Annotated in this window: 31 protein-coding genes; 10 read left to right on the top strand and 21 right to left on the bottom strand. The window is 46.3% G+C overall.

The window, feature by feature from the left end; genetic code table 11:
• Positions 1 to 48: 48 nt before the first annotated feature.
• Positions 49 to 399 carry a putative quinol monooxygenase gene (locus BM099_RS12055; protein WP_090728400.1) on the top strand — a complete coding sequence of 117 codons (351 nt, stop codon included), beginning with the start codon at positions 49 to 51 and terminating at the stop codon, positions 397 to 399.
• Between the two features lie 112 nt (positions 400 to 511).
• Here the strand turns inward: BM099_RS12055 and BM099_RS12050 are convergent, their stop codons facing one another.
• Entirely contained in the window at positions 512 to 1789 is a 1278-nt protein-coding gene (locus BM099_RS12050) for a DUF3422 domain-containing protein (RefSeq protein WP_177201164.1), read from the bottom strand.
• 79 nt (positions 1790 to 1868) lie between these two features.
• Between BM099_RS12050 and BM099_RS12045 the strand changes: the two genes are divergently transcribed.
• Both BM099_RS12045 and BM099_RS12040 read left to right on the top strand, forming a co-directional pair.
• Positions 1869 to 3596, top strand: a complete 1728-nt coding sequence (locus tag BM099_RS12045; protein ID WP_232349155.1) for a transporter substrate-binding domain-containing protein — start codon at positions 1869 to 1871, stop codon at positions 3594 to 3596.
• Positions 3596 to 5020 carry a sigma-54-dependent transcriptional regulator gene (locus BM099_RS12040; RefSeq protein WP_090728398.1) on the top strand — a complete coding sequence of 475 codons (1425 nt, stop codon included), beginning with the start codon at positions 3596 to 3598 and terminating at the stop codon, positions 5018 to 5020. The genes BM099_RS12045 and BM099_RS12040 overlap by 1 nt, the downstream gene beginning before the upstream one ends.
• A 4-nt stretch (positions 5021 to 5024) precedes the next feature.
• On the opposite strand, the gene BM099_RS12035 is transcribed toward BM099_RS12040, so the two are convergent.
• Positions 5025 to 5825, bottom strand: coding sequence for a TSUP family transporter (locus tag BM099_RS12035; RefSeq protein WP_090728364.1), 801 nt, complete (start codon positions 5823 to 5825; stop codon positions 5025 to 5027).
• A gap of 420 nt (positions 5826 to 6245) precedes the next feature.
• Between BM099_RS12035 and BM099_RS12030 the strand changes: the two genes are divergently transcribed.
• The 3 genes from BM099_RS12030 (at position 6246) to BM099_RS12020 (ending at position 9911) form a co-directional block, all read left to right on the top strand.
• Complete coding sequence (locus BM099_RS12030; RefSeq protein ID WP_090728397.1) at positions 6246 to 7652, top strand: aspartate ammonia-lyase; 1407 nt, start codon at positions 6246 to 6248, stop codon at positions 7650 to 7652.
• Between the two features lie 102 nt (positions 7653 to 7754).
• Positions 7755 to 9044, top strand: a complete 1290-nt coding sequence (locus BM099_RS12025) for a dicarboxylate/amino acid:cation symporter (protein ID WP_090728363.1) — start codon at positions 7755 to 7757, stop codon at positions 9042 to 9044.
• Positions 9045 to 9278: 234 nt separating this feature from the next.
• Positions 9279 to 9911: an MSMEG_1061 family FMN-dependent PPOX-type flavoprotein gene (locus BM099_RS12020; RefSeq protein ID WP_198064229.1), complete on the top strand. Its 633-nt coding sequence runs from the start codon at positions 9279 to 9281 to the stop codon at positions 9909 to 9911.
• Positions 9912 to 9959: 48 nt separating this feature from the next.
• Here the strand turns inward: BM099_RS12020 and BM099_RS12015 are convergent, their stop codons facing one another.
• The 15 genes from BM099_RS12015 to BM099_RS11945 all read right to left on the bottom strand — a co-directional run bounded on the left by BM099_RS12015 (position 9960) and on the right by BM099_RS11945 (position 19239).
• Complete coding sequence (locus BM099_RS12015; RefSeq protein WP_090728362.1) at positions 9960 to 10679, bottom strand: SIMPL domain-containing protein; 720 nt, start codon at positions 10677 to 10679, stop codon at positions 9960 to 9962.
• A 108-nt stretch (positions 10680 to 10787) separates the two neighbouring features.
• On the bottom strand, positions 10788 to 11192 hold the full coding sequence (locus BM099_RS12010; RefSeq protein WP_090728361.1) for a hypothetical protein: 405 nt from the start codon (positions 11190 to 11192) through the stop codon (positions 10788 to 10790).
• A 153-nt stretch (positions 11193 to 11345) separates the two neighbouring features.
• Positions 11346 to 11633 carry a hypothetical protein gene (locus BM099_RS12005; protein WP_090728360.1) on the bottom strand — a complete coding sequence of 96 codons (288 nt, stop codon included), beginning with the start codon at positions 11631 to 11633 and terminating at the stop codon, positions 11346 to 11348.
• Positions 11634 to 12059 (bottom strand): hypothetical protein, encoded by a 426-nt coding sequence (locus BM099_RS12000; protein ID WP_232349156.1) that lies wholly within the window; start codon positions 12057 to 12059, stop codon positions 11634 to 11636.
• 229 nt (positions 12060 to 12288) lie between these two features.
• Positions 12289 to 12879 (bottom strand): uracil-DNA glycosylase family protein, encoded by a 591-nt coding sequence (locus BM099_RS11995; RefSeq protein WP_090728359.1) that lies wholly within the window; start codon positions 12877 to 12879, stop codon positions 12289 to 12291.
• A 22-nt stretch (positions 12880 to 12901) separates the two neighbouring features.
• Positions 12902 to 13672, bottom strand: coding sequence for a metallophosphoesterase (locus tag BM099_RS11990; RefSeq protein ID WP_090728358.1), 771 nt, complete (start codon positions 13670 to 13672; stop codon positions 12902 to 12904).
• A 63-nt stretch (positions 13673 to 13735) separates the two neighbouring features.
• Positions 13736 to 14656, bottom strand: a complete 921-nt coding sequence (locus BM099_RS11985; RefSeq protein ID WP_090728357.1) for a glutaminase — start codon at positions 14654 to 14656, stop codon at positions 13736 to 13738.
• 95 nt (positions 14657 to 14751) lie between these two features.
• Complete coding sequence (locus BM099_RS11980; protein ID WP_090728356.1) at positions 14752 to 15273, bottom strand: RcnB family protein; 522 nt, start codon at positions 15271 to 15273, stop codon at positions 14752 to 14754.
• Positions 15274 to 15306: 33 nt separating this feature from the next.
• Positions 15307 to 15642 (bottom strand): glutaredoxin family protein, encoded by a 336-nt coding sequence (locus BM099_RS11975; protein WP_090728355.1) that lies wholly within the window; start codon positions 15640 to 15642, stop codon positions 15307 to 15309.
• A 15-nt stretch (positions 15643 to 15657) separates the two neighbouring features.
• The gene (locus BM099_RS11970; protein ID WP_090728354.1) at positions 15658 to 16341 is read right to left on the bottom strand and encodes a pseudouridine synthase; all 684 of its coding nucleotides are present in this window, start codon (positions 16339 to 16341) and stop codon (positions 15658 to 15660) included.
• Positions 16328 to 16834 (bottom strand): hypothetical protein, encoded by a 507-nt coding sequence (locus tag BM099_RS11965; protein WP_090728353.1) that lies wholly within the window; start codon positions 16832 to 16834, stop codon positions 16328 to 16330. The genes BM099_RS11970 and BM099_RS11965 overlap by 14 nt, the downstream gene beginning before the upstream one ends.
• Positions 16835 to 16955: 121 nt before the next feature.
• Entirely contained in the window at positions 16956 to 17300 is a 345-nt protein-coding gene (locus BM099_RS11960) for a hypothetical protein (RefSeq protein WP_090728352.1), read from the bottom strand.
• A gap of 43 nt (positions 17301 to 17343) precedes the next feature.
• The gene (locus tag BM099_RS11955) at positions 17344 to 17778 is read right to left on the bottom strand and encodes a hypothetical protein (protein WP_090728351.1); all 435 of its coding nucleotides are present in this window, start codon (positions 17776 to 17778) and stop codon (positions 17344 to 17346) included.
• A gap of 62 nt (positions 17779 to 17840) precedes the next feature.
• On the bottom strand, positions 17841 to 18191 hold the full coding sequence (locus BM099_RS11950) for a GlpM family protein (protein ID WP_090728350.1): 351 nt from the start codon (positions 18189 to 18191) through the stop codon (positions 17841 to 17843).
• A 160-nt stretch (positions 18192 to 18351) separates the two neighbouring features.
• Positions 18352 to 19239: a LysR family transcriptional regulator gene (locus tag BM099_RS11945; RefSeq protein ID WP_177201163.1), complete on the bottom strand. Its 888-nt coding sequence runs from the start codon at positions 19237 to 19239 to the stop codon at positions 18352 to 18354.
• Positions 19240 to 19416: 177 nt separating this feature from the next.
• Between BM099_RS11945 and BM099_RS11940 the strand changes: the two genes are divergently transcribed.
• Positions 19417 to 19926: a PACE efflux transporter gene (locus BM099_RS11940; protein WP_090728348.1), complete on the top strand. Its 510-nt coding sequence runs from the start codon at positions 19417 to 19419 to the stop codon at positions 19924 to 19926.
• Between the two features lie 141 nt (positions 19927 to 20067).
• Here the strand turns inward: BM099_RS11940 and BM099_RS11935 are convergent, their stop codons facing one another.
• On the bottom strand, positions 20068 to 20976 hold the full coding sequence (locus BM099_RS11935; protein ID WP_090728347.1) for a LysR substrate-binding domain-containing protein: 909 nt from the start codon (positions 20974 to 20976) through the stop codon (positions 20068 to 20070).
• A gap of 178 nt (positions 20977 to 21154) precedes the next feature.
• On the opposite strand from BM099_RS11935, the gene BM099_RS11930 reads away from it, so the two are divergent.
• Both BM099_RS11930 and BM099_RS20320 read left to right on the top strand, forming a co-directional pair.
• Positions 21155 to 22081, top strand: a complete 927-nt coding sequence (locus BM099_RS11930) for a DMT family transporter (RefSeq protein WP_090728346.1) — start codon at positions 21155 to 21157, stop codon at positions 22079 to 22081.
• Between the two features lie 157 nt (positions 22082 to 22238).
• A complete protein-coding gene (locus tag BM099_RS20320; RefSeq protein ID WP_143083767.1) occupies positions 22239 to 22415 on the top strand; it encodes a DUF6435 family protein in 177 nt (58 codons plus the stop codon).
• Between the two features lie 225 nt (positions 22416 to 22640).
• Here BM099_RS20320 and BM099_RS11925 read toward each other — a convergent pair whose 3' ends face one another.
• Both BM099_RS11925 and BM099_RS11920 read right to left on the bottom strand, forming a co-directional pair.
• Positions 22641 to 23234, bottom strand: a complete 594-nt coding sequence (locus BM099_RS11925) for a glutathione S-transferase family protein (RefSeq protein WP_090728345.1) — start codon at positions 23232 to 23234, stop codon at positions 22641 to 22643.
• Positions 23235 to 23294: 60 nt separating this feature from the next.
• Complete coding sequence (locus BM099_RS11920) at positions 23295 to 23738, bottom strand: VOC family protein (protein ID WP_232349157.1); 444 nt, start codon at positions 23736 to 23738, stop codon at positions 23295 to 23297.
• Between the two features lie 106 nt (positions 23739 to 23844).
• Between BM099_RS11920 and BM099_RS11915 the strand changes: the two genes are divergently transcribed.
• Positions 23845 to 24735 carry a LysR family transcriptional regulator gene (locus BM099_RS11915; RefSeq protein ID WP_090728344.1) on the top strand — a complete coding sequence of 297 codons (891 nt, stop codon included), beginning with the start codon at positions 23845 to 23847 and terminating at the stop codon, positions 24733 to 24735.
• 44 nt (positions 24736 to 24779) lie between these two features.
• Here BM099_RS11915 and BM099_RS11910 read toward each other — a convergent pair whose 3' ends face one another.
• Positions 24780 to 26096 carry a DUF2254 domain-containing protein gene (locus BM099_RS11910; RefSeq protein ID WP_090728343.1) on the bottom strand — a complete coding sequence of 439 codons (1317 nt, stop codon included), beginning with the start codon at positions 26094 to 26096 and terminating at the stop codon, positions 24780 to 24782.
• Positions 26097 to 26142 lie beyond the last annotated feature (46 nt).

The raw sequence follows: 26142 nt of genomic DNA, 5'->3' as shown, positions 1-26142 counted from the left end.
TGATAGGAGGCTTTTTTGTTTTCAGCACACAGCAGCAAAGAGAAGCAGATGTCTAAAAAGATTTATTGTACTGCCCAGTTTTTACCAAAAGCAGGCAAAGAACCTGAGGTTTTTGCAATACTCCAAGCATTAGAACCCAACTCACAACGTGAAGATGGCTGCATTCAGTATACCGTCACGCGTCGCATGGCCAATCCGTTCGCTGAAGGCGACAGCTATCCGATCGCTTTCCATGAGATCTGGAGCAACCGGGAAGCATTTGAAGCACATTGCCAACGCAAAGAGATCGTTGAGTTTTTCGAAACCAACTGCGTAGCTGAAGATGGGCCGGTTGAAAAATGGAATGTCTGCGTGTACAGCGATGAACCAGCTGACTTTGATGCGCCGGTATTTTCATAAACAGGTTCTGGCATCAATCGGCTACTGGTAAAACTACTTATTCTCAAGAAGTCAGGCATAACGGATCACTCAGCATAAAGCGTTTATTCATGATGAGCTTATGTGTGCTCCGTTAATCCTCTGACTTAAACTCCTTCGTTACTCTGCGCACATACCACCAGACACCCATCACAACAGCGGGCAACGAATAGACCAAACCGTTAGTCGCCATCTCTTCCGTTTTTCCGGAAGCAAGGTAACGGATGGTTCTATCAGCCAGATCAAATAGATAATAGGTCACCACTATGATCGAAAACGTCTCCAATTTAGCCTGGAGCGTTAACTGGCGACGTGTTCGTTTGTTCATTGAACTCAACAGATCGTGAACTTTTTTCTCCGTCGACAGGTCAATTCTGGAACGTAACAAGTTACTGGCACGCGCAATCCGCTGCGATATCCGATCAAGACGCATTGCTGCGGCCTTGCATGTGCGCATTGCCGGATCCACACGGCGATCAATAAACTGCTCAATGGTTTGCAGCCCTTCTATTCGCGTCTCTTCCAATTCAGATATACGCATCGAAACTACTGCATAATAAGCATCTGAAGCAGAAAACCGATGCCCGGTCTCTGCTGAAATCTCTTCTATCTTCGCCGCCATATTCATCAATGCAGATAAGGCGCCAGACTCTTCACCCGCTTCAAGATTACTCAAATGATCAGTAATCACAGATAACTCGGCAGCCAGCGTTGAAACCTGTGTAATGGCACAACGTGCCGGAGACAGGCCCAGTAAAGCGACAGCCCGATAAGTATCAATTTCACACAAACGCTGGATCAAACGTCCGCACTGGTAATCATGTAAATGATTATCCTGCAACAGAATACGATCCAATCCAAACTTGCCCTGCGCCTTAAAATCTGTCCACACCGTTGCGGCTTTACGCATCACATGAGAACCAATCACCTGGTTACCGCCAAAGATATCGTCTGGCACCTGATCAGGAGCTTCTCCATCTGTTTTGTGATCCCGGGGCTTCACCAAAATCTGCACACCGGTAATCAGCTCACCCAGAATTCTGTCACTCCAATCGTGGGATAAACCTGGCATCGATTGCTGCCAATTCTGCTGTTCACCACAATAATAGAAAGTTAAGGTATAAAATTCGTTATGTGCCTCCCAACGCAGGGATAGCTTATCGACATCCTGAAAGCTAAAATTAGCACTCGCTCCAAGAGGTTGAGCACCACAGGCGACAAACAAGGCAGAAATAGACTGTAGAATATCCTCTGTACTATATTCGGCATTCATGATGGCAAAATGCATCACTTTCAGCGGTGAACTCAACTGTTGAAAAGGACGTGCATGTACTTCATCTGCAATCTGTTGCCGCTGCGGATGGGATTTCACTAATAACCTCCTGAGACCAAAAGACATTCATTTATAGCAGGAACTAACATCCACCTATGAATCATTACATGTTACCGCTATGATCGAGACTAAAGTCTACACTGCTTATATCCCTATGAATTTAAAAAACCGCCAACGATTATGCAATTTTCTCCTCATCTTCCTAACGTCGTTAAGCTCGCTTGCCGGCACCCGTGCGTTATCAGCAGACCAAACGGTACTCATAGGCGGTGACTACAACTACCCTCCTTATGAATTTATCAACCATAAAGGACAACCCAGTGGCTATAACGTAGAACTGACACTCGCCATTGCCGAAGTCATGGGCATGAAGGTAGCATTCCGTTTCTCCGACTGGGCAGATGTACGTAAGGCACTTGAAGTAGGAGAGATTGATGCCTTGCAAGGCATGGCCAACTCACCAGAACGCCGCGAAACCTTCGACTTTAGCCCAGCGCATGCCATTGTTCACCAATCTATCTTTGCTCGCCGTGGTGAGCCTCGCGCAGCTTCCTTAACAGAACTGCGGGACAAAGACGTTGTTGTGCAAAAAAACGGTATCATGCATGACTACCTGCTACAGAATGATGTCGGGGCCCGACTTTTTACTGCCGAAACCCACGCCGATGCTCTACGCCAACTGGCGGCCGGCAAACATGACTTTGCTCTGGTCGCCAACCTCCCCGGCCTTTATCTGGGTAAAGAGTTAGGTTTGTCCAATATCCTGCCCGTCGGCAAACCCTTCCAGGCTCAGCATTATGGATATGCCGTACTAAAAGGCAATGAAGACCTGCTGGCGCAGTTTAGTGAAGGACTGGCGATTCTAAAAAACACCGGCCGCCAGCAACAGATTTATAATACCTGGCTAGGGCCACTGCAAGAAAAAGGCCTCCCCTGGAAACAATGGGGAAAGTGGGCAGCGTCTTTATCTGCACTGCTACTACTCTTTCTTGGCGGTAGCATTACCTGGAACCGCATGCTGAAACGCCAGGTCGATAAACGCACTTCCGAACTTCACATTCAACAACAGCAACTTATTCAGGCCGACAAAATGACTTCGTTGGGTATTTTAGTCTCGGGGGTTGCTCACGAGATCAACAACCCCACCGGGCTTTTACTCCTGAATATGCCGGTTATTCAGGAAGCCTGGCAAGACTGCGACGAAGTGCTGGAGCAGCACTACGCACAGCATGGCGACTTTCTGCTCGGCGGGCTGTCATATTCTCAGATGCGTGATGAAATCCCGGCTCTGCTCAAGGATATGCACGAAGGCGCACGCCGCATTAAACGGATCGTCAATGACCTGAAAGATTTTTCCCGCCAAGAAAACGATGATATCCGTGAACCCTTTAATTTTAATGATGTAGTTGCCACCGCCGTGCGCCTCGCCGAAAACTCGATCAATAATAGCACCGACCACTTCACGGTCAGTTACAGCAGCAACCTGCCAACCATTAAAGGTAACGCCCAGAGAATCGAACAGGTCATTATCAACCTGATCATTAATGCCTGCCAGGCGTTAAGCGATCGCAGTAAAGCAATTAACGTACACACCTACGCTTTATCTGCAGAGCAGCAGGTTTGTCTGGAAATAAAGGACGAAGGTTGCGGGATCGAAGCCGGGAACCTATCCCGTCTGCTAGATCCCTTTTTCACTACCCGGCGTGAGCAAGGGGGCACCGGACTTGGGCTGTCTGTTTCCAGCGGCATTGTATTAGCCCACAACGGCCTACTGACATTTGAATCAACACCCAAACAGGGCACACGTGTCATACTGGCGCTACCGATTAACGGAGATAAAACATGATCAACCAGACCCAATATCCAGAATTCGGCGTATTACTGGTTGATGATGAAGCATCTTTCCTTCGCAGCCTTAGCATTACACTCGAGCGCAGCGGCGGAATTACTCATATCCACCGCTGTAACGACAGCCGCGAAGTAATGGGGATACTAGAATGCGAGCATATCGGGCTGGTATTGCTCGACCTGACCATGCCGCATCTGTCAGGTCAGCAGTTACTGGAGTTGATCACAGAACAACACCCTGACATTTCCGTCATTATTATCAGCGGCCTGAACCAAATTGAATCTGCGGTCAAATGCCTACAACAGGGTGCCTTCGATTATTTCGTCAAAACCAGTGAAGAAGGCCGTCTGATCGAAGGAATTAAGCGGGCTATACGTATGCAGGAAATGCGCAGAGAGAACTTAGCACTCGGACAACGCATCCTTAACAACAGCCTTGAAAGCCCGCATGTATTCGAGCCCATTATCAGCCGAAGTCATCAGATGCGAGCTGTATTTCAATATCTGGAGTCGGTAGCGCCAAGCAACCAACCCTTATTGATATGTGGCGAAAGCGGCACGGGTAAAGAGCTACTGGCGAAAGCAGCCCACCAGCTAAGTAAACGCTCCGGTCCCTTGGTCTCCGTCAATGTTGCAGGGCTAGATGACAATATTTTTGCTGATACCTTATTTGGCCACCAGCGAGGAGCTTTTACCGGCGCAGAACGCAGCCGGGCAGGATTGATTGAAGAAGCGGCTGGAGGCACGCTCTTTCTCGATGAGATTGGCGACCTGAGCATGGCATCACAAGTAAAGCTGTTACGTCTGCTACAAGAGGGTGAGTATTACCCCTTGGGCAGCGATCGTCCCAAACGTATCCGCGCGCGGGTTATCGTCGCCACCCACCAGGAATTACAACAACGACAAGCCGATGGCAGCTTCCGCCGTGACCTGTATTACCGCCTCTGCACACATAAAATCCACATCCCGCCTCTACGTCAACGCAAAGATGACCTGCCTTTGTTGCTCGACCATTTTCTCACGCAGGCAGCCGCAGAGATTGGAAAACCCGTACCGGGTTATCCACCGGAGCTACCCCTACTGCTGAGCAACTACCACTTCCCGGGAAATATTCGTGAATTACGTGCGCTTATTTTTGATGCCGTTACACAACACCGCTCACACTTACTTTCGATGGAAGTATTCCGTCAGGTGATTGGGCAGAATATCGAAACGAAGGAGAGCACCCGCGGTCAGCCAAGTGAAAGTCTCGCTACATTTAACCCTGAAGGCCCGCTGCCGACACTCGCGCAGATGGATAACCTGTTAGTAGAAGAAGCACTAAAGCGCGCCGATAACAACCAGTCACTGGCTGCCCGGTTATTAGGCATATCACAACCGGCACTGAGTAAGCGCCTGAAAAAATCCCGACCGGGAGAATAAAAAATCAACCAAACCAGCTGAGTAGTTGTCCGACGAGCTGACTTCCCTGATGATACTGATCAAATAATAACCTGGCAGACATTGCCAGCGTTACCACAACAATCAAAGGCCGAATAAGACTCACCCCTTTGCTCACCACCATACGCGCGCCGAGCTGACCACCGACCAACTGCCCTGCCGCCATAATAAAACCTGCTACCCAGATAATATTGCCACCCATAGCAAAGAAGATTAACGAAGCGATATTCGAGGTAAAGTTCAACACCTTGGTGTGCGCAGTTGCTCTGGCCATGCTGAAGCCCAGCAAAGAGATAAAAGCTACTGCAAAAAAAGTTCCGGTTCCTGGCCCGAAAAATCCATCATAAAAACCAATGGCGAAGGTAAAAACAAAAGCAAACACAGCATTGCTGACTTTACGGTCCCGGTCTTCATCACCGATACGTTTGGAAAACATAAAATACAAGGCTATTAATACCAGTAATAGCGGCATAATAGATGCGAGAAGGCTGGTATCAATCTGCTGAACAATCAAGGTCCCGAGAACAGCCCCGACAAAAGTGCAGCTAATCATCAACTTCATCTGGGACAGATCAACCAATTTCTTTCGTACAAAATAGACAGATGCAGCCAGAGTGCCAAAACTCCCCTGCAACTTATTAGTCGCTAATGCTTCTACCGGGCTCATGCCTGTGGACAACAATACAGGTAAGGTTATCAAGCCACCGCCACCCGCTATTGCATCAATCATACCCGCGCCAAACCCCGTTACCAGCAGGATGATAATGAGCGTAATATCCAGTTCCATTATGAGTCCCTTCGTTTAAAGAGCAGCACTCTACCAGTTGTTTAAGTATAACTAACAGAGAAAATTGTGATCTCAACGTTCACCTGTAAGCGCCCCCTTAAATCGATGACTCTAAAGTCATTACCAAATAACCATTTTTTTATATCCCTTCCCTTATAACCTTTCCCTTATAACCAGGGTTATAACCATAACAACCGTTATACCCGGAACCGAGCCCGGCAGCGCTGCGTTTCAGTAAGATTTGCTACAGCTAAGCCCTCCATCCCATAACAAAAGTTATAGCCATTTAATCCAAGAACAGATTACAAGATTTTAATTAAAATAGATAAAATTCATATAGTTAAAAATAAATTTCCGTATTGGCACCCCACTTGCTTTATGAACATCACAGATCAAATAATAACTGAGCAGCCACAAAAAATGACAGACACAGTAGCAACCCGTACAGAAAAAGATCTACTTGGTGAAGCCCAGATTCCTGCCGATGCTTTTTATGGCATCCAGACGTGGCGCGCCCAACAAAACTTCGATCTCAGCGGCGTCACGCTCTGCCACTTCCCACACCTTGTGCGTGCATTAGGCATGGTGAAGCAGGCTGCCGCCAGAGCCAACCTTCAGCTCGGCTATCTGGAGCCAAACCGTGCCAAACCCATTGATCTTGCTTGTCAGAAAGTTATTGATGGCGAATATCACGATCAGTTCAGCGTCGACATGATTCAGGGCGGTGCTGGTACTTCAACCAACATGAATGCCAACGAAGTGATCGCCAATATCGCGCTGGAATTGTTAGGACAAAAGAAAGGCGACTACCAGCACCTGCACCCCAATAATGACGTCAACATGTCGCAATCCACTAACGACGCCTACCCAACCGCCGTTCGTGTCGCCATTTTGCTTAGTCACGGTGACTTGGTCATAGCGCTGCGCTCCCTGCAGCAAGCTATGTCTGCAAAAGCAGTTGAATTTATCGACGTGATCAAAATGGGCCGCACCCAGTTGCAGGATGCTGTTCCGATGACCTTGGGCCAAGAGTTTCAAAGCTGGGCCTCAACGTTGGGAGAAGATGTCGACCGGATTGCCGGCCTTGCTGAATTACTGCACGAAGTAAATCTGGGCGGTACGGCTATCGGTACAGGTATCAACGCAGATGAGCGTTATGGCAAACGAGCCGTTACCGCACTGGCGAGAATCAGTGGTTTCCCGTTAGTCCAAGCGACAGATTTAATCGAAGCCAGCTCTGATATGGGCGCATTTGTATTATTCTCCGGAATGCTCAAACGCCTTGCTATCAAGTTATCCAAAATATCCAATGACCTGCGTTTGCTCAGCATGGGCCCACGTGCCGGATTAAATGAGATCAACTTGCCACCACAACAACCCGGCAGCTCGATTATGCCAGGCAAGATAAATCCTGTGATTCCTGAAGCGGTTAATCAGGTTGCTTATCAGGTAATAGGAAATGACCTGGCCGTCTCTTTTGCGGCAGAAGCCGGACAATTACAGCTCAATGCGATGGAACCACTGATTGCTTATAACGTTCTGGAGTCAATTCGCTTGCTCAGCAAAGCGATGCCGATGCTAGAGCACCGTTGTATTAGTGGGATCACCGCCAATGTTGAAGTCTGCCGTGCTCAGGTAGATAACAGCATAGGTGTCATCACCGCTTTGAATCCACATATCGGCTATGAAAATGCCACTCGCATTGCCAAGGCAGCACTCGCCAGCGGCAGCAGTGTACTTGATTTAGTTCGGGAAGAAGGTCTGCTATCCGACGAGGAGCTAGAACAAATTCTTAAACCGGAAAATATGATTCTTCCGGGCCGTTAATTAGCCCCGGGAGATATTTACATACCCATTGTGAGAAAAACGCAAACAGTTCAAAACGATAATTAAAAAATTATAACGACAATAACTCAACGAGGTTTACTTATGTCTACAGCAAGTGTATCCGCACAGAAAAAAGGGTTATGGGGTGGTCTTGCACTCTGGAAAAAAATATTTATCGGCATGCTCGCGGGTGTCGCCGTTGGTGCCGTCATGGGGCCCGACGCAGAGATCCTGAAACCCATAGGTACCCTGTTTATCAACGCGATTAAAATGCTGATCGTCCCCTTGGTATTCTGCTCTCTGGTGGTAGGCGTAACCGCCATGCAAGATAGCGCCAAGATGGGCCGCATGGGTGTCAAAGCCATTGTCCTGTATTTGATGACAACCGCTGTCGCCATCACTATAGGTTTAGGCCTGGGCGCCCTGCTTACACCGGGAGATGGCCTTAACATGGTCGCTAGCACCACGGCAGCAGCCGCGTCAACCGAAGCACCCAGCCTCGTTAGCACCATTCTTGGACTTATCCCTAAAAACCCTATCGAAGCGTTAGCCGGTGGTAAAATTCTGCAGATTATCGTCTTCGCTTTAGGTCTGGGCATCGCGCTGAATATGATCGGTGAAAAAGCTGAGCCCGCTGTTCAACTGTTTAACAGCCTTGCTGAAGCCATGTACAAACTAACCGAATTGGTAATGAAGTTTGCACCCTACGGAATCTTTGCACTGATGGCATGGGTTGCAGGAAAATACGGTCTGGATGTTCTATTACCTCTGTTAAAAGTTATTGGGGCTGTATACCTTGGCTGCGTCGTGCAGGTCCTATTGGTTTATACCGGAGCAGTAACCCTGATAGCAGGCCTGAATCCCGTAAAATACCTGAAGGGTATCGTCAACGCACAAATGGTGGCGTTCTCTTCTACTAGTAGCTCAGGCACATTACCTGTCAGCATCCGCTGTGCTCGCGAAAACCTGGGGATTTCCAAAGGAACCGCCAGCTTCGTCCTACCACTGGGCGCAACCATCAACATGGACGGTACCGCTTTGTACCAGGGTGTTGCCGCTCTGTTTGTTGCTCAGGCTTTCGGCATTGACCTTAGCACAGGCGATTATCTGACAATTATTGCAACAGCAACATTGGCATCTATCGGAACAGCAGGCGTGCCTGGTGCTGGACTCATCATGCTATCGCTGGTACTAACGACTGTTGGTTTACCAATGGAAGGGCTGGCTATTATCGCAGGTATTGACCGCATCCTTGATATGGCACGCACCTCGGTAAACGTATCCGGCGACTTGATGGTAGCCTTATTAATCGGAAAGTCTGAAAATGAAGTGGATGAGTCTATCTATAATGCAGACGAACCGGTCACGGAACTCGCCAGCATTAAGGTTTGATTTTTAGCCGTTCGTAAAGAGATAAAGGTTACATTGCGCTGCACATGATGCGGAATGAATAAAGACTTATTAAAGGCCATTGATTATACAATCAATGGCTTTTTTTATACCTGAAAGCTCACCAGCTCTCACATTTTTTTGAAGCCTAACTTTCAACATAAATTCGATGGTAAAGTTGTATTCTTTAGGTTGTGGTTGCAACTAATAGAGCGTTTATTAATCAAGGGGCTGTTTATGGAAGAATTAAAGATGATGGACGAAATAAAATCTCAATCGGAAGTACGTGAGGCAATAGGAGAACCATCCCCTTTTACGAGGAAAAAAATCTACGACCATCTTAATGTCCGGATGCAAGCATTTATTCGTACATCACCATTAGCTATGTTAGCCACTGTCGACGACGCAGGGTTTCCAACAATATCCCCAAAAGGAGACAAAGCAGGTTTTATACAAATTAAAGACGATAAAACACTACTGCTTCCGGAACTGAAGGGAAATAAATTAGCATTTTCGCTCACCAATATCGTGAGTAGCAGTAACAAGGTCGGCCTAATATTTTTGCGGCCCGGTACAGCCGAAACATTGCGTGTGCACGGAACATGCAGGCTGTTCAGAGGCCATGATATTTGTACATCTGTTGCAGGCTCAACCCATCAAGCATTACTGGTACTGGAAATCGAAGTAAGTAACGCCTACTTCCATTGCGGCAAAGCGCTGCTTCGCAGTAAAGCATGGGATGCAGATCATCATGAAGCGCCTCTGGAGGTATCATTCGGTAAAGAAATTGCCGAAAATACAGACGCTACTGAAGCGCTTATTCGGGAAATAGACGAAGGCGTTCAAAGTAGATACATAACTGATTTGTAACATCTGTTTCAGATTATATCTCAAACTCAACGCAATCCTTAGCAGATGTTAATCCGATAAATAATATTCCACCGTTGAAACCACCCGGATAGTTTTGATGTGCGGGTTATTTTTATCTCTGGCATTAATACTGAACTGCCCTTGAGACGCCCGCTTGATTTTACCTAAGGCGCTTTGTGAATCAGTAGCGAATTTTTGAGCGACCTCCCTGGCTTCACGTGTCGCCTCTTCAACCATTTCAGGTTTGACTTCATTTAAACGCGTGAAGATGTATTCGGTTTGCGCTTCATAATTGTTCGCCGTGAAGACAATGCCTTTCTTACCCAGCTGCGATAGTGAGCCCATCACCGCACGGGCAGCATCAATATTTTTCGAATAGACAGTCACGGTTTGAGTCGCAGTGTAACGAAACTCGGCTCTGTCATTATTGCCATACTGCTGTGCTGACTTATCCGTAATAGCCGGTGACGCTACCGTTATTTCATCAGCAGCGATATTATTCTGTTGCAAAAAGGAACGGATACTTTGTGTTTTCACATCAATATCGCGGTAGAGATTACCCAGGTCGTTATCTGCAACGCTGAACTGAATCGGCCAAATAACAATATCGGCAGGATACTCTCGCTCAGACAGGCCTTTTACCGTGACACTGCGGTCATATAACTTGTATTGAATAGCCGCATTACCCAGCGTGTAGCCTAGTAAGCCCAACCCTAAAAAGATAAAAACGCCTAACAGCGCTGCACTACTTTTACACCACCCTTGCATCACTAACCTCCGGCATTATGCAACAACCCCAAAGACCTGACAAAATACCTAACCTGAAGAGGGCGCTATACGTATTACAAACGCCCTCAACTGTGATGTGACTTGTGGTTAACGGTTTGCAACCAGCTCACGGGGTAGCTGATCAACGGAACTGAGATGGATAGCCTGTAAATCTTCGCCGTTAGGTAAAACGCTGGAACCCGCTTGTTTTTGAACAATAGAATCTAACGCTTGCATATCTATTTTTCCAGTGCTCGATATCGCATCCAACTCTTCATGGCTTAACGATGCCCTGCGTCCACCCGGTAAATAAATGGTTCCATTTGAAAAATCTACAGCGAAGGCAATCACGCCCGGAACGAAAAAAAACAACAGGCCAATGGCATCTAATAAAACAATACTTGAATCAAGTCGACCGTTTATTTGGCCCTTTCGTTCAGGATGAATAATGGTTCCACATCCCGCAATGCTGGTAATAAAGCAAAATATTAAAATAGCTGAAATAGACTTCATGATTTGATCCTTTATGAGACTTTCAAAAAATACCATTATAAGTGCAAAACCAATCTGTAGAATGAGCTTTATATGCGCCAAGAGCAACTGCAAACTTAGTGCTAAAATCAGCCCCGTTTGTAGGCTGAGCCCGCATGAATAAAGCCTGCGTATCTATCTTGCCAAGGCGGCGTCTGAACCTACCAGTAACCCGAGCCCCTCTACAGAGGGTGATGGACAGCATCGGGCACCGACAGCTTCTGCAAGCTCACTACTTGCGGGTGTAAAATACAACTTCACTTCACAATGCAGCCGCCCTTCGGCTTCATGGCGAACATAGATCGCCATATCCTCGGGAGAGCCTGCCTGCTCATAAGCACGTAGAAATAACGCTTGGATATCCTCTAAGTCGTCACCTGCAAGCATAGCGTCACCCAGATTTTTCATACGCCAACTGCGCATCTACTCACCTACACCTGAAGCGTTAACCCTGACGTGCCCGGACTTTACTTTTGCCAAATCTACCTGCAAACGTTGTGCAGACCAGCCATGTTCTTTGTCATGAGCTTCAATATAAACATTCGTCACTCCGGCGGGTATCTGCACACTATTAATACCCCGCGTAAAAGGCTGCTCATCCACATGCGGATGAAATAACACTCGCTCACCCAGAACATTACCTTGCGCATCGACCACGCGCCAATTATCTGCGTAGTGATCCCAACCTTCATCACTATGCTTGAGGGTGACATTCACCGCCCATTGGTTACTACCAACATTGCGAAAATCGGCCATCAGAATGCTAACCTCACCAGCAACAGCGGTATTTAACATACCCTGAGCCAGCATACCGATTAACAACAGTTTACATTTGCCGAACATACTCATCAAAGCACCTGCTTATATTTCAATCGTCATCATATCCAAAACCTATATGACGGACATAAACTTCACTACTACCGCAAAGGCAAGCATATCAATCAATTTTACGCTTTGGGATAACCGTTCTTCGATAGACCCGATACAGTCGAAAAAGTGCAGCCGAGCCAGGCAAGTGCTACAGATTTTTCATATAAACCGGTTTTATATAAAGATGTTTTATATAAATACAGCTCACTCAACGAGTGAGGTTTGCCAAGACCCGATGAACCTGTCGCCGTAAATCCGGGAGTAGCTCTTGTTCAAACCATGGATTTTTACTCAACCAGATATTATTACGTGGGCTAGGGTGTGGCATCGGTATCATATCCGGCCAATAAGCCCGCCACCCCCGAACGGTTTCGGTAAGCGATTCAGGCTTCTCTTTGAGGTGATACGCCTGTGCGTACTGCCCGATCAGTAGTGTCAGCTCTACGTTACTCAGGTGACTAAGCAGTTGATCACGCCAGGCCGGCGCACATTCAGGCCGTGGTGGCAGATCTCCTGACTTTCCCTTCCCCGGATAACAAAAGCCCATTGGCAGAATGGCTATCTGCTCAGCATCGTAAAAAACCTCACGGGTCACTCCCATCCAGTCGCGTAACCGATCGCCACTCGCATCATCAAACGGTACACCAGACTCATGTACTTTTCGCCCAGGCGCCTGGCCTACAATCAGCACCTTCGCTTTAGGGTCGATCTGCAACACGGGCCTGACACCATGCGGCAGATGTTTTTCACATATAGTGCACTGGTGAACAGCGTCTAATAACGACTCGAATCTGTTCATTTTTTTACCCCTGGCAATATGGCTACTGACCCACCTCAATAACAAGTGCCGGATCAAAAGCGGGATTTTCGATGGACTCTTCTGTGCAATACCCGCGTGGATTACACACCACACGTGTACCATTCACATCATAGTCAAAGCTATCATGGGTATGCCCATGAACCCACAAGGCTGCGCGCTTAGCATCCAGCAGCCAATCAGCATCAGAAACAAAACAGGCATTCAAAGGCGAAAGCTCAAAACGCGGGTGTATGCTTTTAATCGAGGGAGAATGATGGGTAATCACTACCGTTTGACCCACAAATGGCTCGTTTAACTGAATATCGAGCCAGCGGGCATGTCGTTGGAATTGCGACATGGCATCTTCGGGCGTAAAAAGGGTTTCAGCAGAGTCATCCCTATAAATCCGGCTAAAATCCCGTAGCATCATCGATGCCATATCGATGGCAAAATCCCGCTGTTCTCCTGCCTCACCAAATAGCTGAAAGTCTGTCCATAAGGTCGCGCCAAGAAAGCGTACGCCTTCTATTACCACAGCATCATTGTGCAGCACGTGAATATTGCCAGTAGCACACAGTTGCTTCAGCTCGCGAACGGTCGCCACAATACTGCTGCCATAAAATTCATGATTTCCGGGTACAAAGATAACCGGTTTCGAAAACTGTTTAGCCCACGCAACGGCCTCTTCAGGACGGCCAATATCACCCGCGAGGATAATCACATCGGCATTCGTTTCGGGAGCGTCAAATGCACTGGCACTGAGATGCAGATCCGAAAGAATATGCAGTTTCATAGAGAGAAATTTCTTAACATGATTAAACTTCACTCAAACCCTGAACAAATAGCCCGTTCAAGTTTAGTGCCCAAAGATAGACCAGCCTGTGTGTTGTACGAGCATTTCCAATGCCTCGGTACCCAGCTTACTGTTACCAATATCATCCAGACCCGGAGACCACACAGCAATCGAGGCATTTCCGGGTGCTATCGCTAATATTCCACCACCCACACCACTTTTCCCCGGCAAACCTACCCGGTAAGCAAACTCACCCGAACCATCATAATGCCCACACATTAACATCAGAGAGTTGATGCGGCGCGCTCGCTGTGGTGATACAACCCTGATACCCGTGCTAAGATTCATACCATCAGACACTAAAAACTGACCAGCACTGGCCAGCTGTGTACAACTCATCGCGATAGCACATTGATGAAAATATACGCCCAACACATGCTCGACCGGGTGTTTGATTCGCCCAAACGATGCCATAAAATGCGCTAACGAGGCATTCCGGTCACGATGAAGTAACTCGGATTGCGCCACCTTTTCATCAAAGAAAATGCTCTCATCATCAGCCACAAAGCGAACAAACTGAAGCACCTCAGCCAGTGTTTCTTTTGGCCGGTGGCTCATCATAATGGCATCAACAATCGCGATAGCACCTGCATTGATAAATGGATTGCGTGGCTTACCCGCTTCATGCTCAAGCTGAACGATAGAGTTAAACGGATCACCTGAAGGCTCGCGTCCCACACGAGACCATACAGTATCCCCGATCTTACCCAGCGCCATAGTCAGAGTAAAAACCTTAGAGATACTCTGGATAGAAAACGTTTTGTCTGCGCAACCGGCACTAAACTGGCGACCGTCTGGCAGCACAACCGCCATGCCAAACTGATCGGGGTCGACGCAGGCCAGTTGCGGGATATAGTCAGCAACTTTACCCCGCTCTGTTCGAAGAGCCATTTTTTCTGCAATCTTGTCCAGAATATCTTGCATGCTGTGCTTACCTAATTTACCGAAAAAATGCCCTTAAGCCTGATTGCAGACTGTCGGACATAACACTGAACTACTGCGAAAATCCCGATAGTCTGTTAACGTAAAATATCTTCAATAGCATCCACTACGATACCGGTGCCCACGGTTATCAACAGAATATCGCCGGCAATACGTACATATTCGTGATTGATCGGTGGTACCGGCAGACGAATACGCAGCTCGTTAGGTAACGCATAATAACGGATATCCTTATCGATAGGACGGCCCTTGTGCCATTTTTTCGCCTGCCCCGGAGGTAAACAACCGTTATTCTTTTTCGCCAGACCCGGCGGGCAATGGCCCTTACGGGACTGATGTCCATAATATTCACGAACGGTGCGTCGCTCCTGATCACTAAAAACAAGGGTTATTGAACTGTGACGACGATCATTATCGTCATGACCTTTGCGATAGTCCTTTTTCTCAGAGTCCTTTTTCTTATACTCTTTGTGCTCTTTGTGATCTTTGTACTTACCGCCTTCGCGCTCTTCTGATTTACTGGCAAATGCACTACCCGCCAGCAGAGCCAACGACGCAGCAATCACAACAAAACGAGACGTAGCAGAGAAACTTTTCATGATATACCCTAATGGTTTTAATACGCGGGAGTGCTATTTTTCATTGATTAACGCGAGTACTGTCGAACGGTTAAAACCTTTTAACACTTCACCATTGATAAGCAAAATCGGGACACCACTAGCACCTAAACGCTGATACTGTGTATTGCCCTCTTCTGATTTCTCAATATCATATTCATAATAAGAGATGCCTTTCTCGGCAAATAGTTCGCGCGCTTTTTGACAAAAAGGACACCACTGCGTTGCATACATCACAACCCTCTCCTCATGTGCAGCCGCAAAGTCAGGAGGAGGACTGAATAAATTTCTGATATCACGCCACTCATTTATAACAATAATGGCTAACACAACCACGAGAAACTTCTTCATACACCTGACTTCATGTTAAAAACTCTGTACTTCAGCAGCGGTTAAATATCGCCATTGTCCCATTTCAATATCTAACCTGACATCACCAATTTGCTCTCTGTGTAGCGCAACCACTCGATTACCTACCGCAGCAAACATACGTTTCACCTGATGAAACCTGCCCTCAGTGATGGTTAACAATACCTCTTTTGGACTGATAACATCGAGTATTGCGGGCAAAGTTAAGCTCCCCTCACCTTGAAGCAGAACACCCCGGAAAAATCTGGAGATAATATCACCCGAGACGTTATCACGTAATTGCACACGATAAACTTTGGCGCACTGTTTTTTAGGCGTAATGATATTGTACGACCAGCGCCCATCATCTGTTACCAGGATTAAACCCGTAGTATCTGCATCTAAACGCCCTACGATATGCAGCTCCTGCGCTTTCTCTACATCAAGATAGTTAAACACAGAGGGATAAATTTCATCAACGTTGGAGCAGATCGTATCCGCTGGTTTATGCATCATGATATAACGTGAAGCACGTGCCGTTAACACCTCTCCATTTAAAGTAACCCTATTATTTTCATGTACTTGAGCAGCTTCATTTTTAATGACTTCGCCATTCACCAGGACAATACCCGAATGAAGCAAGGCTGTTGCTTCAGACCTTGTTAGCTGAGTACTTTTACAGATAAATTTATCGAGGCGCATAGAGCTCCTTTCCGTCACGAGCTTTAACCACCCGGATATTCGGATTAGAGGTTAATATTGTCTGCGCCGTCTGTATCGGGATCTCAGCGTCTTTTGCGACCCCGGACGCCGTACGGTATTTGTATTTAGGGTTGGCTAACCCGACATGCAGAACCTTATCTATATCGTCAGCAGTCGGCTCTGGACCTGAATTAACCTGCTCTATTGGCACATCATCCGTGGTGATTTTTGCCAACTTTTCTTCAATTAAATCGATACGTTCTTTAATAGGGTCAATATCCTGATCAACATTATCAGCCAGTTCATTTAACTCAATTGAGCGATCCCCCCATGTTATCTTCACGTTTGAGCGGTCTACCAACCCCTTTAACTGATCCTTCATCAAAAAAATCAGAAAAACAACGATGATAAATAAAAGAAATGGCCAATCGATAAGCTTTAAAACCAATTGATCCCAGGGAAAGGTGGATTGAGCTTGTGCAGCGTTTTCCATGATAACCTCCACTTTCTGGATTAAGCCAGAATAAGCAGTCAATCTACATAGTAGAAAAATGTGCTTACGACCTTAACTGTAACTCAGACGACCCTTGTTGTCAGGAGAGCGTTGATTTTGCTCAGTGTTTTACATGATCCGCATGTGAAAAATAGTCTTTCATCCAATCGTATAGTTTATCTGTTGATAATTTAGCCAGAGGAATATGCTCAAACTGCTCCGCAGGATCTTGCGCTTTGAAGGTAAACTGATAACTAATAGTATCAGGCTGTTGATCATGCAATATAAGAATAATGCGCTTAGCGCTTCTCAAACAATCAATAGTCATTACATCAGCAGCAATTCCACTTTCCCGCATCTTCTGGCTCACACCTACGATAGGATCTATGTCGTTAAAATCCTGTTTAATTCGGCTGTGGGCTTCAGTCGCGATATCGCATAATATTTTTAGATTTTTATCGGTCAAAAAGAATATCCCATAAAAGTATTGATATTATTTAACGCTAGCTCTAAAAATCCAGATTGGAAATCATGTTTTTAGCAACAATAATGGTAGCTAACGTTAAGAGCACCATTAGCGTACTGATAATCCCTGTTCGATTTGATTTTAACCAACCCAGAACCCCTATCGACAACACAAACAAAAGAAAAGCTGAGGTTGCCGCTGAAGTACTCAAATTTCTTATATTCTCTATCTGAATAAGTGCATCATCACAGAAATCCTCTATACCAACCAACCGCAAACTAATTGAAACATCGACATACAGAGCGATTAAAAACAGCAGGGTAGTAACAATAAACAGCAGATAATTAGCAGTAGCAACCAAGCGCTGATCCTTACCACGTATAATTTGCACAGCAATAGACAAAGAAAAGCCCGCCATCAAGCTACTAATATATGCAACCTGCCCGGAGCGGAGTTCAAGTATTTCACTAATCATCATGACGTTTCTTTAGTGGGTTCAACTACATGATATAACGTTTAAATCAAATAGGGGTGGTTATATCACACCACCGATGGATGGAGTTTCATCCACCCCAGCAATAAAATAAATGCAAAAGCTAACCAAATGACGGTTGCCACCGATAGCGTCCAAAACAGACTATATTTATAGCTTAAAAAATAAACCGAAACCAGGTAACCCGCATAGGGAATTAATGAGTAAAGCCCAAACAGAGCGGTGACGCGAAGGTCCTCCATCGTCCGTTCCACACCGACAATATAATGCGCTATCAGTGCAAAAGTAGGAAACAGCGGAACTAAACCGGCGATAAAAAAGCTTTTATTTTTTGAAAGCAAGGCAATCAACAACACGGCTGCCGCACCCAGTAAGCACTTTAAGAACAACGCAATCACGATTTAACACATCCTATAAGGTCAATATTACGCTCATCTACCGTCATTATTGTTCCCGGGGCACCCGTTTATCCGCTCATAATATTGATTCGTCATTAGCATAAAGAACGATAATCGTATGCCGGTAAGAGTTCAACAATTACCTATTACAAAGCCTGCTTTATTCCTCAAAACGCAGGCTTTGCAGCTGTTGTAATAACCACTGCCCCGCTTTTCCCAGCGCACGATTTTCTGTCCAAACCAGGTCAATACCTTGCAGAATATCGGCTTGCTCATAAACCAGATCAAGTACCACCAGCTCACCTGAGTGCAACTTCTCCTTAACCACAGCCTCATGCAAAAATGCCCAGCCAATATTGGCGCACAGCAACTCCAAAATCACGAAGGGGCTTTCTGATAACCATACTTGTGGACTTAAAGTGTAACGCTCGTGCATCTGATTATCCGGATCTAAGCTGCGCCCGACAACTTGCCGATGCTGCCTGAGATCAGCAAGTGTAACCTGTTTCATTTGCGCTAACGGAAAATCGGGGGCCGATACAGGGATCACACGTGAGTGCCCTATACCTCGAAAACTAAAACCTTGCGGGTAATATTCCTGCTGAATCATCAAGCCGATATCCGCTCGATTGCTACGCAGCAGCTCTGCAACATCACCACTGCCGGGATCAAGCAGTTCTAACGTGATGTAAGGAAATGTGTTCGCGAAACGCTCTAATACCGTCAACAGGATAGGCGTGGCGACATTTTGCTCGATGGCAATACACAGCGATGCTTCATTGCTGCTGCTCAACGAAGCCGCATGGGCATTAAATTCGTGATGACTATGCAAAACTGTTTTGGCTGATTTAAGCAACATCTGGCCCGCTTCTGTCAGCACGGGACTGCGACTGCTTCGATCAAAAAGCTCAAGGTTTGCATCAATTTCCAGGTTACTGATCGCGGTACTCACCGCCGACTGTACTTTGCCTAACTGACGCGCCGCCGCTGAAAATGAACCTGATTCAGCAGCCACAACAAAACAGGTTAATTGTTCAATACTTGGCATCTTGCTCATACACTCTTTGATGACGCGCGAAAAAAACCAGCCAGCTATGGACTTACCTATCTAAATAATAGATACATTCCAACTATAAAACATCAATATTATCTTTACTATGTTCATCAGTTAAAACAATCATCGTTTAACAAAATAATCTTTTAAAAAGTAAGTTGGGAGCACAGCGTGGCAAAGGATATGACTGGAAATATGGCAGCTCATACAACAAGTAAAATGGCGGGGAATATCGTTATACGTAGCGGCCTGGACAGGCTACGTTACGCCTTGTTGTTCGAAGCTATTTTGCTCGGCTGTTCAACAGCCGTCATGGCCTTTATCCTACAACGCGACCTCCTGGAAATGGGCTATTTAGCGCTGATTATCAGCCTCATCGCCATGTTAACCAACTATTGTTATAACTACGCTTATGATTATATTGATATTAGCCGGGGACGTATTCCAACCGAGCGCACCCTGACACATCGAATTTATCATGCTTTGGGGTTTGAGCTGCTGTTGCTCCTTTTTACCCTGCCATTAATCATGTGGTGGCTAGACATGAGCTTCATTAATACCCTGTTATTAGATATTGGCATGATGGCAGCAGTGGTGGTTTATACATTCCTTTTCGGCTTGGGATACGATCGTGTATTCCCGGTCAAACAACCAGCACAGCTAATAATTAACGAAGCTTAAAAATAGGCTGTAAAAACAACACATCTCTGCAGCCCTTATATAGCGGGCTGTAGAAGAGATGTGCATATGTAATACATAGACTTATCCACAGATTGTGTGAGTAACTATTTTTGTTTTTTCTCTTGCTTTTATCAACTGCGTTTAGATTATTCCATCCATGTTTACATTGGATGACTGCTCTAGTAGCCAGTTTTTCAGAATGCAGGCGGTGTCACTGAGTGGCGGGTGTCTGGGATACACCAGGTAATAGCTTTTATCCAAAGGTAGTCTGTAAGAAAACGGCTCAACCAACTCTCCCCGCACTAACTCTTCCTGCACCAACAGACCATTGCTCAAAACAACACCCTGACCACGTTTGGCTGCATCAATAGCGAGAAGTGTCTGATCAAAGTGCATGGTAGTTATCTGCTTTCTTGCTGGAGCATCGATAGTCGTAAAGCGTGTTAGCCAGTCGTCCCAGTAAGGATAAGGGCTGGCAACAATAAGGGTGACTCCGCTCAGTTGATCTGCACATTCAAGTTCAAATGAGTCTCTGTATGAGGGAGAGCATAACAATCTGACCTCGTCATCAAATATCAAGTGTGCATCCAACGCGGGATCCTTCCCGTCAAAATGGCGAATGGCCAAATCCACGGCTTCACGTTGAAAATCAACCCGCGTATTAGAAGCATTAATGTGGACTTCAATGGCAGGATACCGGCTAACAAAATCTCCCAGACGGGGACCTAGCCACTTAGCCGCTAACGTCTGCGATAAGGACAAACACACCGAATCTGATGAGCGCTTCCTGGATGCTTCACTCGCAGCACTTATCTGTTCTAAAGCGGGTGCTATACGGCTGAAGTATTTCATACCCCGATCGGTTACCTGCAGTTGGCGCACCTGACGCAGAAACAGCGGATAACCTAACCATTGTTCAAGCTTTTGAACTTGCTGTGATACGGCTCCCGGGGTGATATGCAACTCATCAGCAGCCTGCTTAAAACTGGCATGGCGGACTGACGCCTCGAAGGCAACCAAGGCTCGTAACGGTGGCATAGGCCTATGCATTATTGATGTCCTGATATCGTTATCAATGAAGGAAAGCAATATCTCTTGACCGCTTATAAGATAGATTATCTATTTTATAAGCGAGAATAAATCGTTTGTTGTCACAATACAAATAGCTAAAATGCAAGGGTCGTTGATCAACCTGCACGAGTAGGAATTGGTCTTAGTGGAGGCTGGCATGAAATATCTAACTATTACCGCTTTTTGGGCTTTGGGTATCATTTGGGGTAGCAACTTCATTTATATGAAAATGGCGTCTGAATTAATAACAACCTCTCAGATAGTTCTGTTAAGGGTGGCATTTGGTTTTATACCAATAGCTATCTATGCGTACCTGAATGGTGCATTAAAGCTCTCTCATCTTAAGCATGCGCGGCACTTTTTCGTCATGTCACTGCTGGCGACGACTATCTATTATTACGGTTTCGCCAAAGGCGCTTCTCTGCTCCTTTCGGGTGTAGCGGGAGCCCTCAGTGGTACTATTCCCATTTTCGCACTCTTGCTTGCACTCATATTTCTCGCTGAAGAGCCTGTCACCAAAAATCGGATTTTTGGATTGCTCGCAGGTTTTTCCGGCGTGATCCTGATTGCGCAACCTTTTTCCGCTGATATGGCTTCAACAAACCTTGAAGGTGTGATGTATATGGTCTTAGGATCATTGAGTATCGGCGCATCATTTATTTATGCTAAGAAATATATTATTCCGTTACAGATTTCTGCATCCGCACTGACCACATATCAACTAGGGTTTAGTCTGTTAATCCTGTGTATCATCACAGACTTCAACGGTATTGAAAAAATTGGCGATGACCTTCATGCGGCTATTGGAATGGTTCTGGGCCTGGGTTTACTTGGTACAGGTCTGGCCTATCTGATTTATTATTTCATCATCGACAAGCTAGGCGCTGTGACCGCATCCTCTGTGACCTATATTCCACCCGTTGTCGCGCTCATTATCGGTTCTGCTATTGTCGGTGAAGATATCGGTGCGATTGAGTATTTTGCTACCGGATTGATATTCGTCGCGATTATGCTCGTCAACAAGAAAGCTAAAGGTACAACAGATCAATCCGGTTATGCCAAACCACTTGCAGCAAAGGATTAATTACCTGGCGTTGCTTATTTAAAGTCAGAAACAAAAGGCAGGAGCCTATCAATTCAAATATAAGCTAAGCCGCCTCCCCAAAAAATATGCTAAAAGACTCATCTGATTTCAGTTTTACACGTATAAGAAACTAATCATTAATCTTTAGGTACATGTCATGTTTTCTATATTCAAATCCAGCCCCACCAAGAAACTACATAAAACTTACAGTATTAAACTAGAAGAGGCGATGATGGCACAGAGAAACGGTGACATTCATGCCTATTCATTGCTGACGGAAGAAGCTGACAAAATTTGGAAGGAAATCCAACAATTAGAAAAAAATCACAAATAGAAGATAATAAACTCATCTTCACCGTCGATCAGGTCGGCTCGAATATTCTCTTCTATATGATAAACAGGGTAGATATGGGTTAAACAGGGTAGATATGGGTTAAACACAACGATATTTGATGCATCACGCACCATAGTCAATGAATATCTATCTACCCATGAATTCAGACTGGAGACGGCAGGGCAAAATCAAGCCCTGCGTATGTTCGACCTTCGGCTTTCTTCTCTAAATACCCGACATCGGTATAAAGTTATCCAACGCTTTAATACGTTCAAACCATTTCAGAACAGAGGTATAAGGGGAGAGATCTATTCCACCTTCATGTGCCAAAGCAACGTATGGAAAAACAGCTATATCAGCAATGGTTGGGCGCCCCAGAGCCAACCAGTCATGCTGAGAAAGATGCGCCTCTAATACAGGTAAAATAGCATCGTTCACCGCAAGTGCCTGCGGTTTATTAAGCGGGATACCAAACTTATCAACTAAACGCGCAGCACCTGGGCCATTTTGAATCTCATTCGCGGCAATCGACAACCACTGCATCACTTCACCCTGCTGTGCAGCGCCTTCTGGCCACCATGCATGGCCACCATACTGACGAGCCAGGTAGACAAGAATAGCCTGTGAGTCACGTAATACAACGTCACCATCTACCAATACTGGCACCTGTCCCAACGGGTTAAGATCAATGACCGGAGGGCGTTTATGCGCCCCATCTAAAAAATCGACCTCTTCAAGCTCCACGTCTATTTGTGCCAACGCGGCAAACAAACGAACTTTATAGCAGTTTCCTGAAGGCTCTAAATCGTAAAGTTTCATGCCTGGTAATCCTTTTTATTAGTGTGGAAAACGTTAATGTGAAAGTTTTTAAGGTAGCAGTTATGATTGTGAAATAGTGGGATTTAGCTGATTAAATTCGAGCACATTTCCATCCGGGTCACGGAAGAAAAGCGCTACCCGACGCGGACCAATGGGGTGAACATCTTCGGTAATAGTAATACCTTCTTTCAAAAGCCAGGTGCGTAACCGGTAGATATCATCTACGACAAACGCAGGATGTGTCATTCCAGGGTACTTAATCGGCATGTCCAGTAATGCGTTACGGGATTGTGGCTGACGAGCTGCATTAAAAATCAGGTTAATCCTCACACCATCACCCGCCACCATCTCATTTGCTTCGTAAGGCCCAAAGTAAGCGGTCTCCTCAAAACCAAGGCGGCGGTAAAATGCCACTGACTGCTGCCGGTCACTGACACGAATGCCGATATGGTCAAACGCACGAATCATCTCTGGCATGGGCGACACCTGCAGATCGGTTTTCATCATTCACTCCTGATGGGAAGAGCCCACAGTATCTTTTATTCATCAGTTGCAATAAATACTCATATACTGATAAGTTCTTTGCATAAAATGCACAAATGAGCCCGCAATGGATAAACTTAAAGCAATGGCGACCTTTGTGGAGATCGTCGATAGAGGTAGTCTTTCTGCCGCTGCAGATGCGATTAACCGCTCCCCGGCCTCAGTCGTACGAGCACTCGCTGATTTAGAAAACCACTTAAGTGTGCGCTTACTGAATCGCAGTACCCGACGTATCTCTCTCACTGATGAAGGGCGTGATTACCTGTTGCGCTGCCGACGTATTCTGGCTGATATTAACGACGCAGAGTTTTTACTGGATGCCCGCCGCGCCGCGCCAGAGGGAAAGTTATCGATTACCGCCCCGATGATGTTTGGTCGTCTGCATATCGTCCCTCTACTCAACCGTTACCTAAGCAAGCACCCGGGTTTACGAGTGGAACTGACATTAGTCGACCGTGTTGTTAACATCATCGATGAGGGTTTTGATCTTGCTATACGTATAGGACACCTCGCAGACTCGTCTCTCATATCCATGCCACTGGGCCTCACACGCCATATCATTTGCGCCAGCCCCTCCTTAGTAGAAATGATAGGAGAGCCTAAAACACCAGATGACCTGCGCCATTGGCCTATCGTTGTTTTTAATCCACACAGTAATCAGTGGGCCTTCAACAACGGCGAAACACTCAACACTCATAATATGAATACCGTGATGTCTTCCAACCAGGTTGATAGCACTCTGGCATCGGCTATCAGTGGCTTAGGTGCCACGCGGTTATTGCACTATCAGGTAGATGAAGCGTTAACAAAAGGCCAACTCATCCGCCTGCTCCCTGAATATGAAAAAACCGCTATCCCTGTCCAGTTTGTTTACCCACACAACCGTCTGCTCTCCATCAGAGTGAGAGCTTTCCTCGATTGGGCAGCACCGCAGTTAAGAGATGTGTTAGGCCACTAACGCTTTTCGTACTTCTTCAGCAAGGCTCATTAAATGTGAAATTTTTACTGTTTGTAATTCAGGGGGCTGTAATTTTTTGACGAAACGATATCTTGCGAAAACTGAGCGGCTGCCTGCACAACGGCAATATCCTCTTCCACGTTCAAAGCAAGACGTGCACGTTTTAACGCCAGCTGCGCATGATATCCCGCCGCATTTCGCATCTCCAGGTCGTCTATTGTTGCAAGGGAGTGTAGCGCCTTTTGCAACCGCACCGACACTTCAACCACACCCGCACCATCACGTGCAATCGCCGTAAAAGCGTCATCAAACATATCCTGGATAGAAATTTCAGGGACTTCAATGCGCTCATATTTTGGCGATTGCTGAGATCCTTTAGTCACCGGTTCACTCCATTGCGTAAACAGCCTTAGAAAAGCCCCCACGATAGCAATCGCCGTACCCGGATCGTTAACCGCTGGCGACAACGCACGGCCCGCAATCTCAGACAGCACGACCAAACCAAATCTTGGATCGTCATCAAAAAGCCGATCAACACCCAAATGGAAAGCATCAATAACACACGTAAAATCCATGTCATCCGGATGATCCGGACTGCTACTAACGTAAGCCACTGGCCGGCCCGGCCCCACCAACGTCCCCGGCAAGGCAGCAACCACTACCCCCACCTGAGCTTCTTCTGCCCATTTTTGCAGCATCGCCATATCAATATGCTGCACGTATCCTGTATTCACGGCAAACACCGGCTGCCCTCTTGCCGGGGATTGCATTCTCCCCCCCTGAAGCGTTGGCGCATCCCGACGTCGCTTCAGCGCCTTAGCGGTCGCCGCTTCAACCTTGTTGATCGTCGAGCCCATGCGCCCAAGACGCGCAATACTATCAACCCAGCGTACAAACGTAATAATGACAATGCTAAATACAACCGCCGTCAGACAAAACAGAAGAAGCAAACCTGCTCTTTCGAAGTAACCATTCTTAACGGCGGTAAGCGCCACAATACTAAAAATAAATGCCCCGACGAAGGTCGAGAGAGCATTTTGAGATGCATCATCGGCAATAATCAAGGTAAATGACCGGGGCGTCGCTGTATTGGCGGCCGAACTATAGGCCGACACCATGGATGTCACCGAAAAAGTAGCGATTACCAACATACTCGAAGCCATGATGGACAATAGAGTATCAAGAGATTTTGCTGTAATAGAGGGCAGAACCTGAATTAACAGAGCATTGCTATCCGCGATTTTTGCTGCAAATACACAAGCGATGGATAACAGGCAAACAACAAATGGTTTTAACCACAGCCGTTCACGAAGCCGGCTGAGGACAAACCGGAGGCGATCACCCGAAATTAAAGCAGCCATCTTATTTTCCTTTTATGCCATCGGCTCTGTCAGTCTAATGACTGAT

Origin of the sequence: Neptunomonas qingdaonensis (assembly GCF_900113275.1) — a bacterium.
Lineage (GTDB): Bacteria > Pseudomonadota > Gammaproteobacteria > Pseudomonadales > Balneatricaceae > Neptunomonas > Neptunomonas qingdaonensis.
This window is presented reverse-complemented; position numbering and strand designations above follow the sequence as displayed.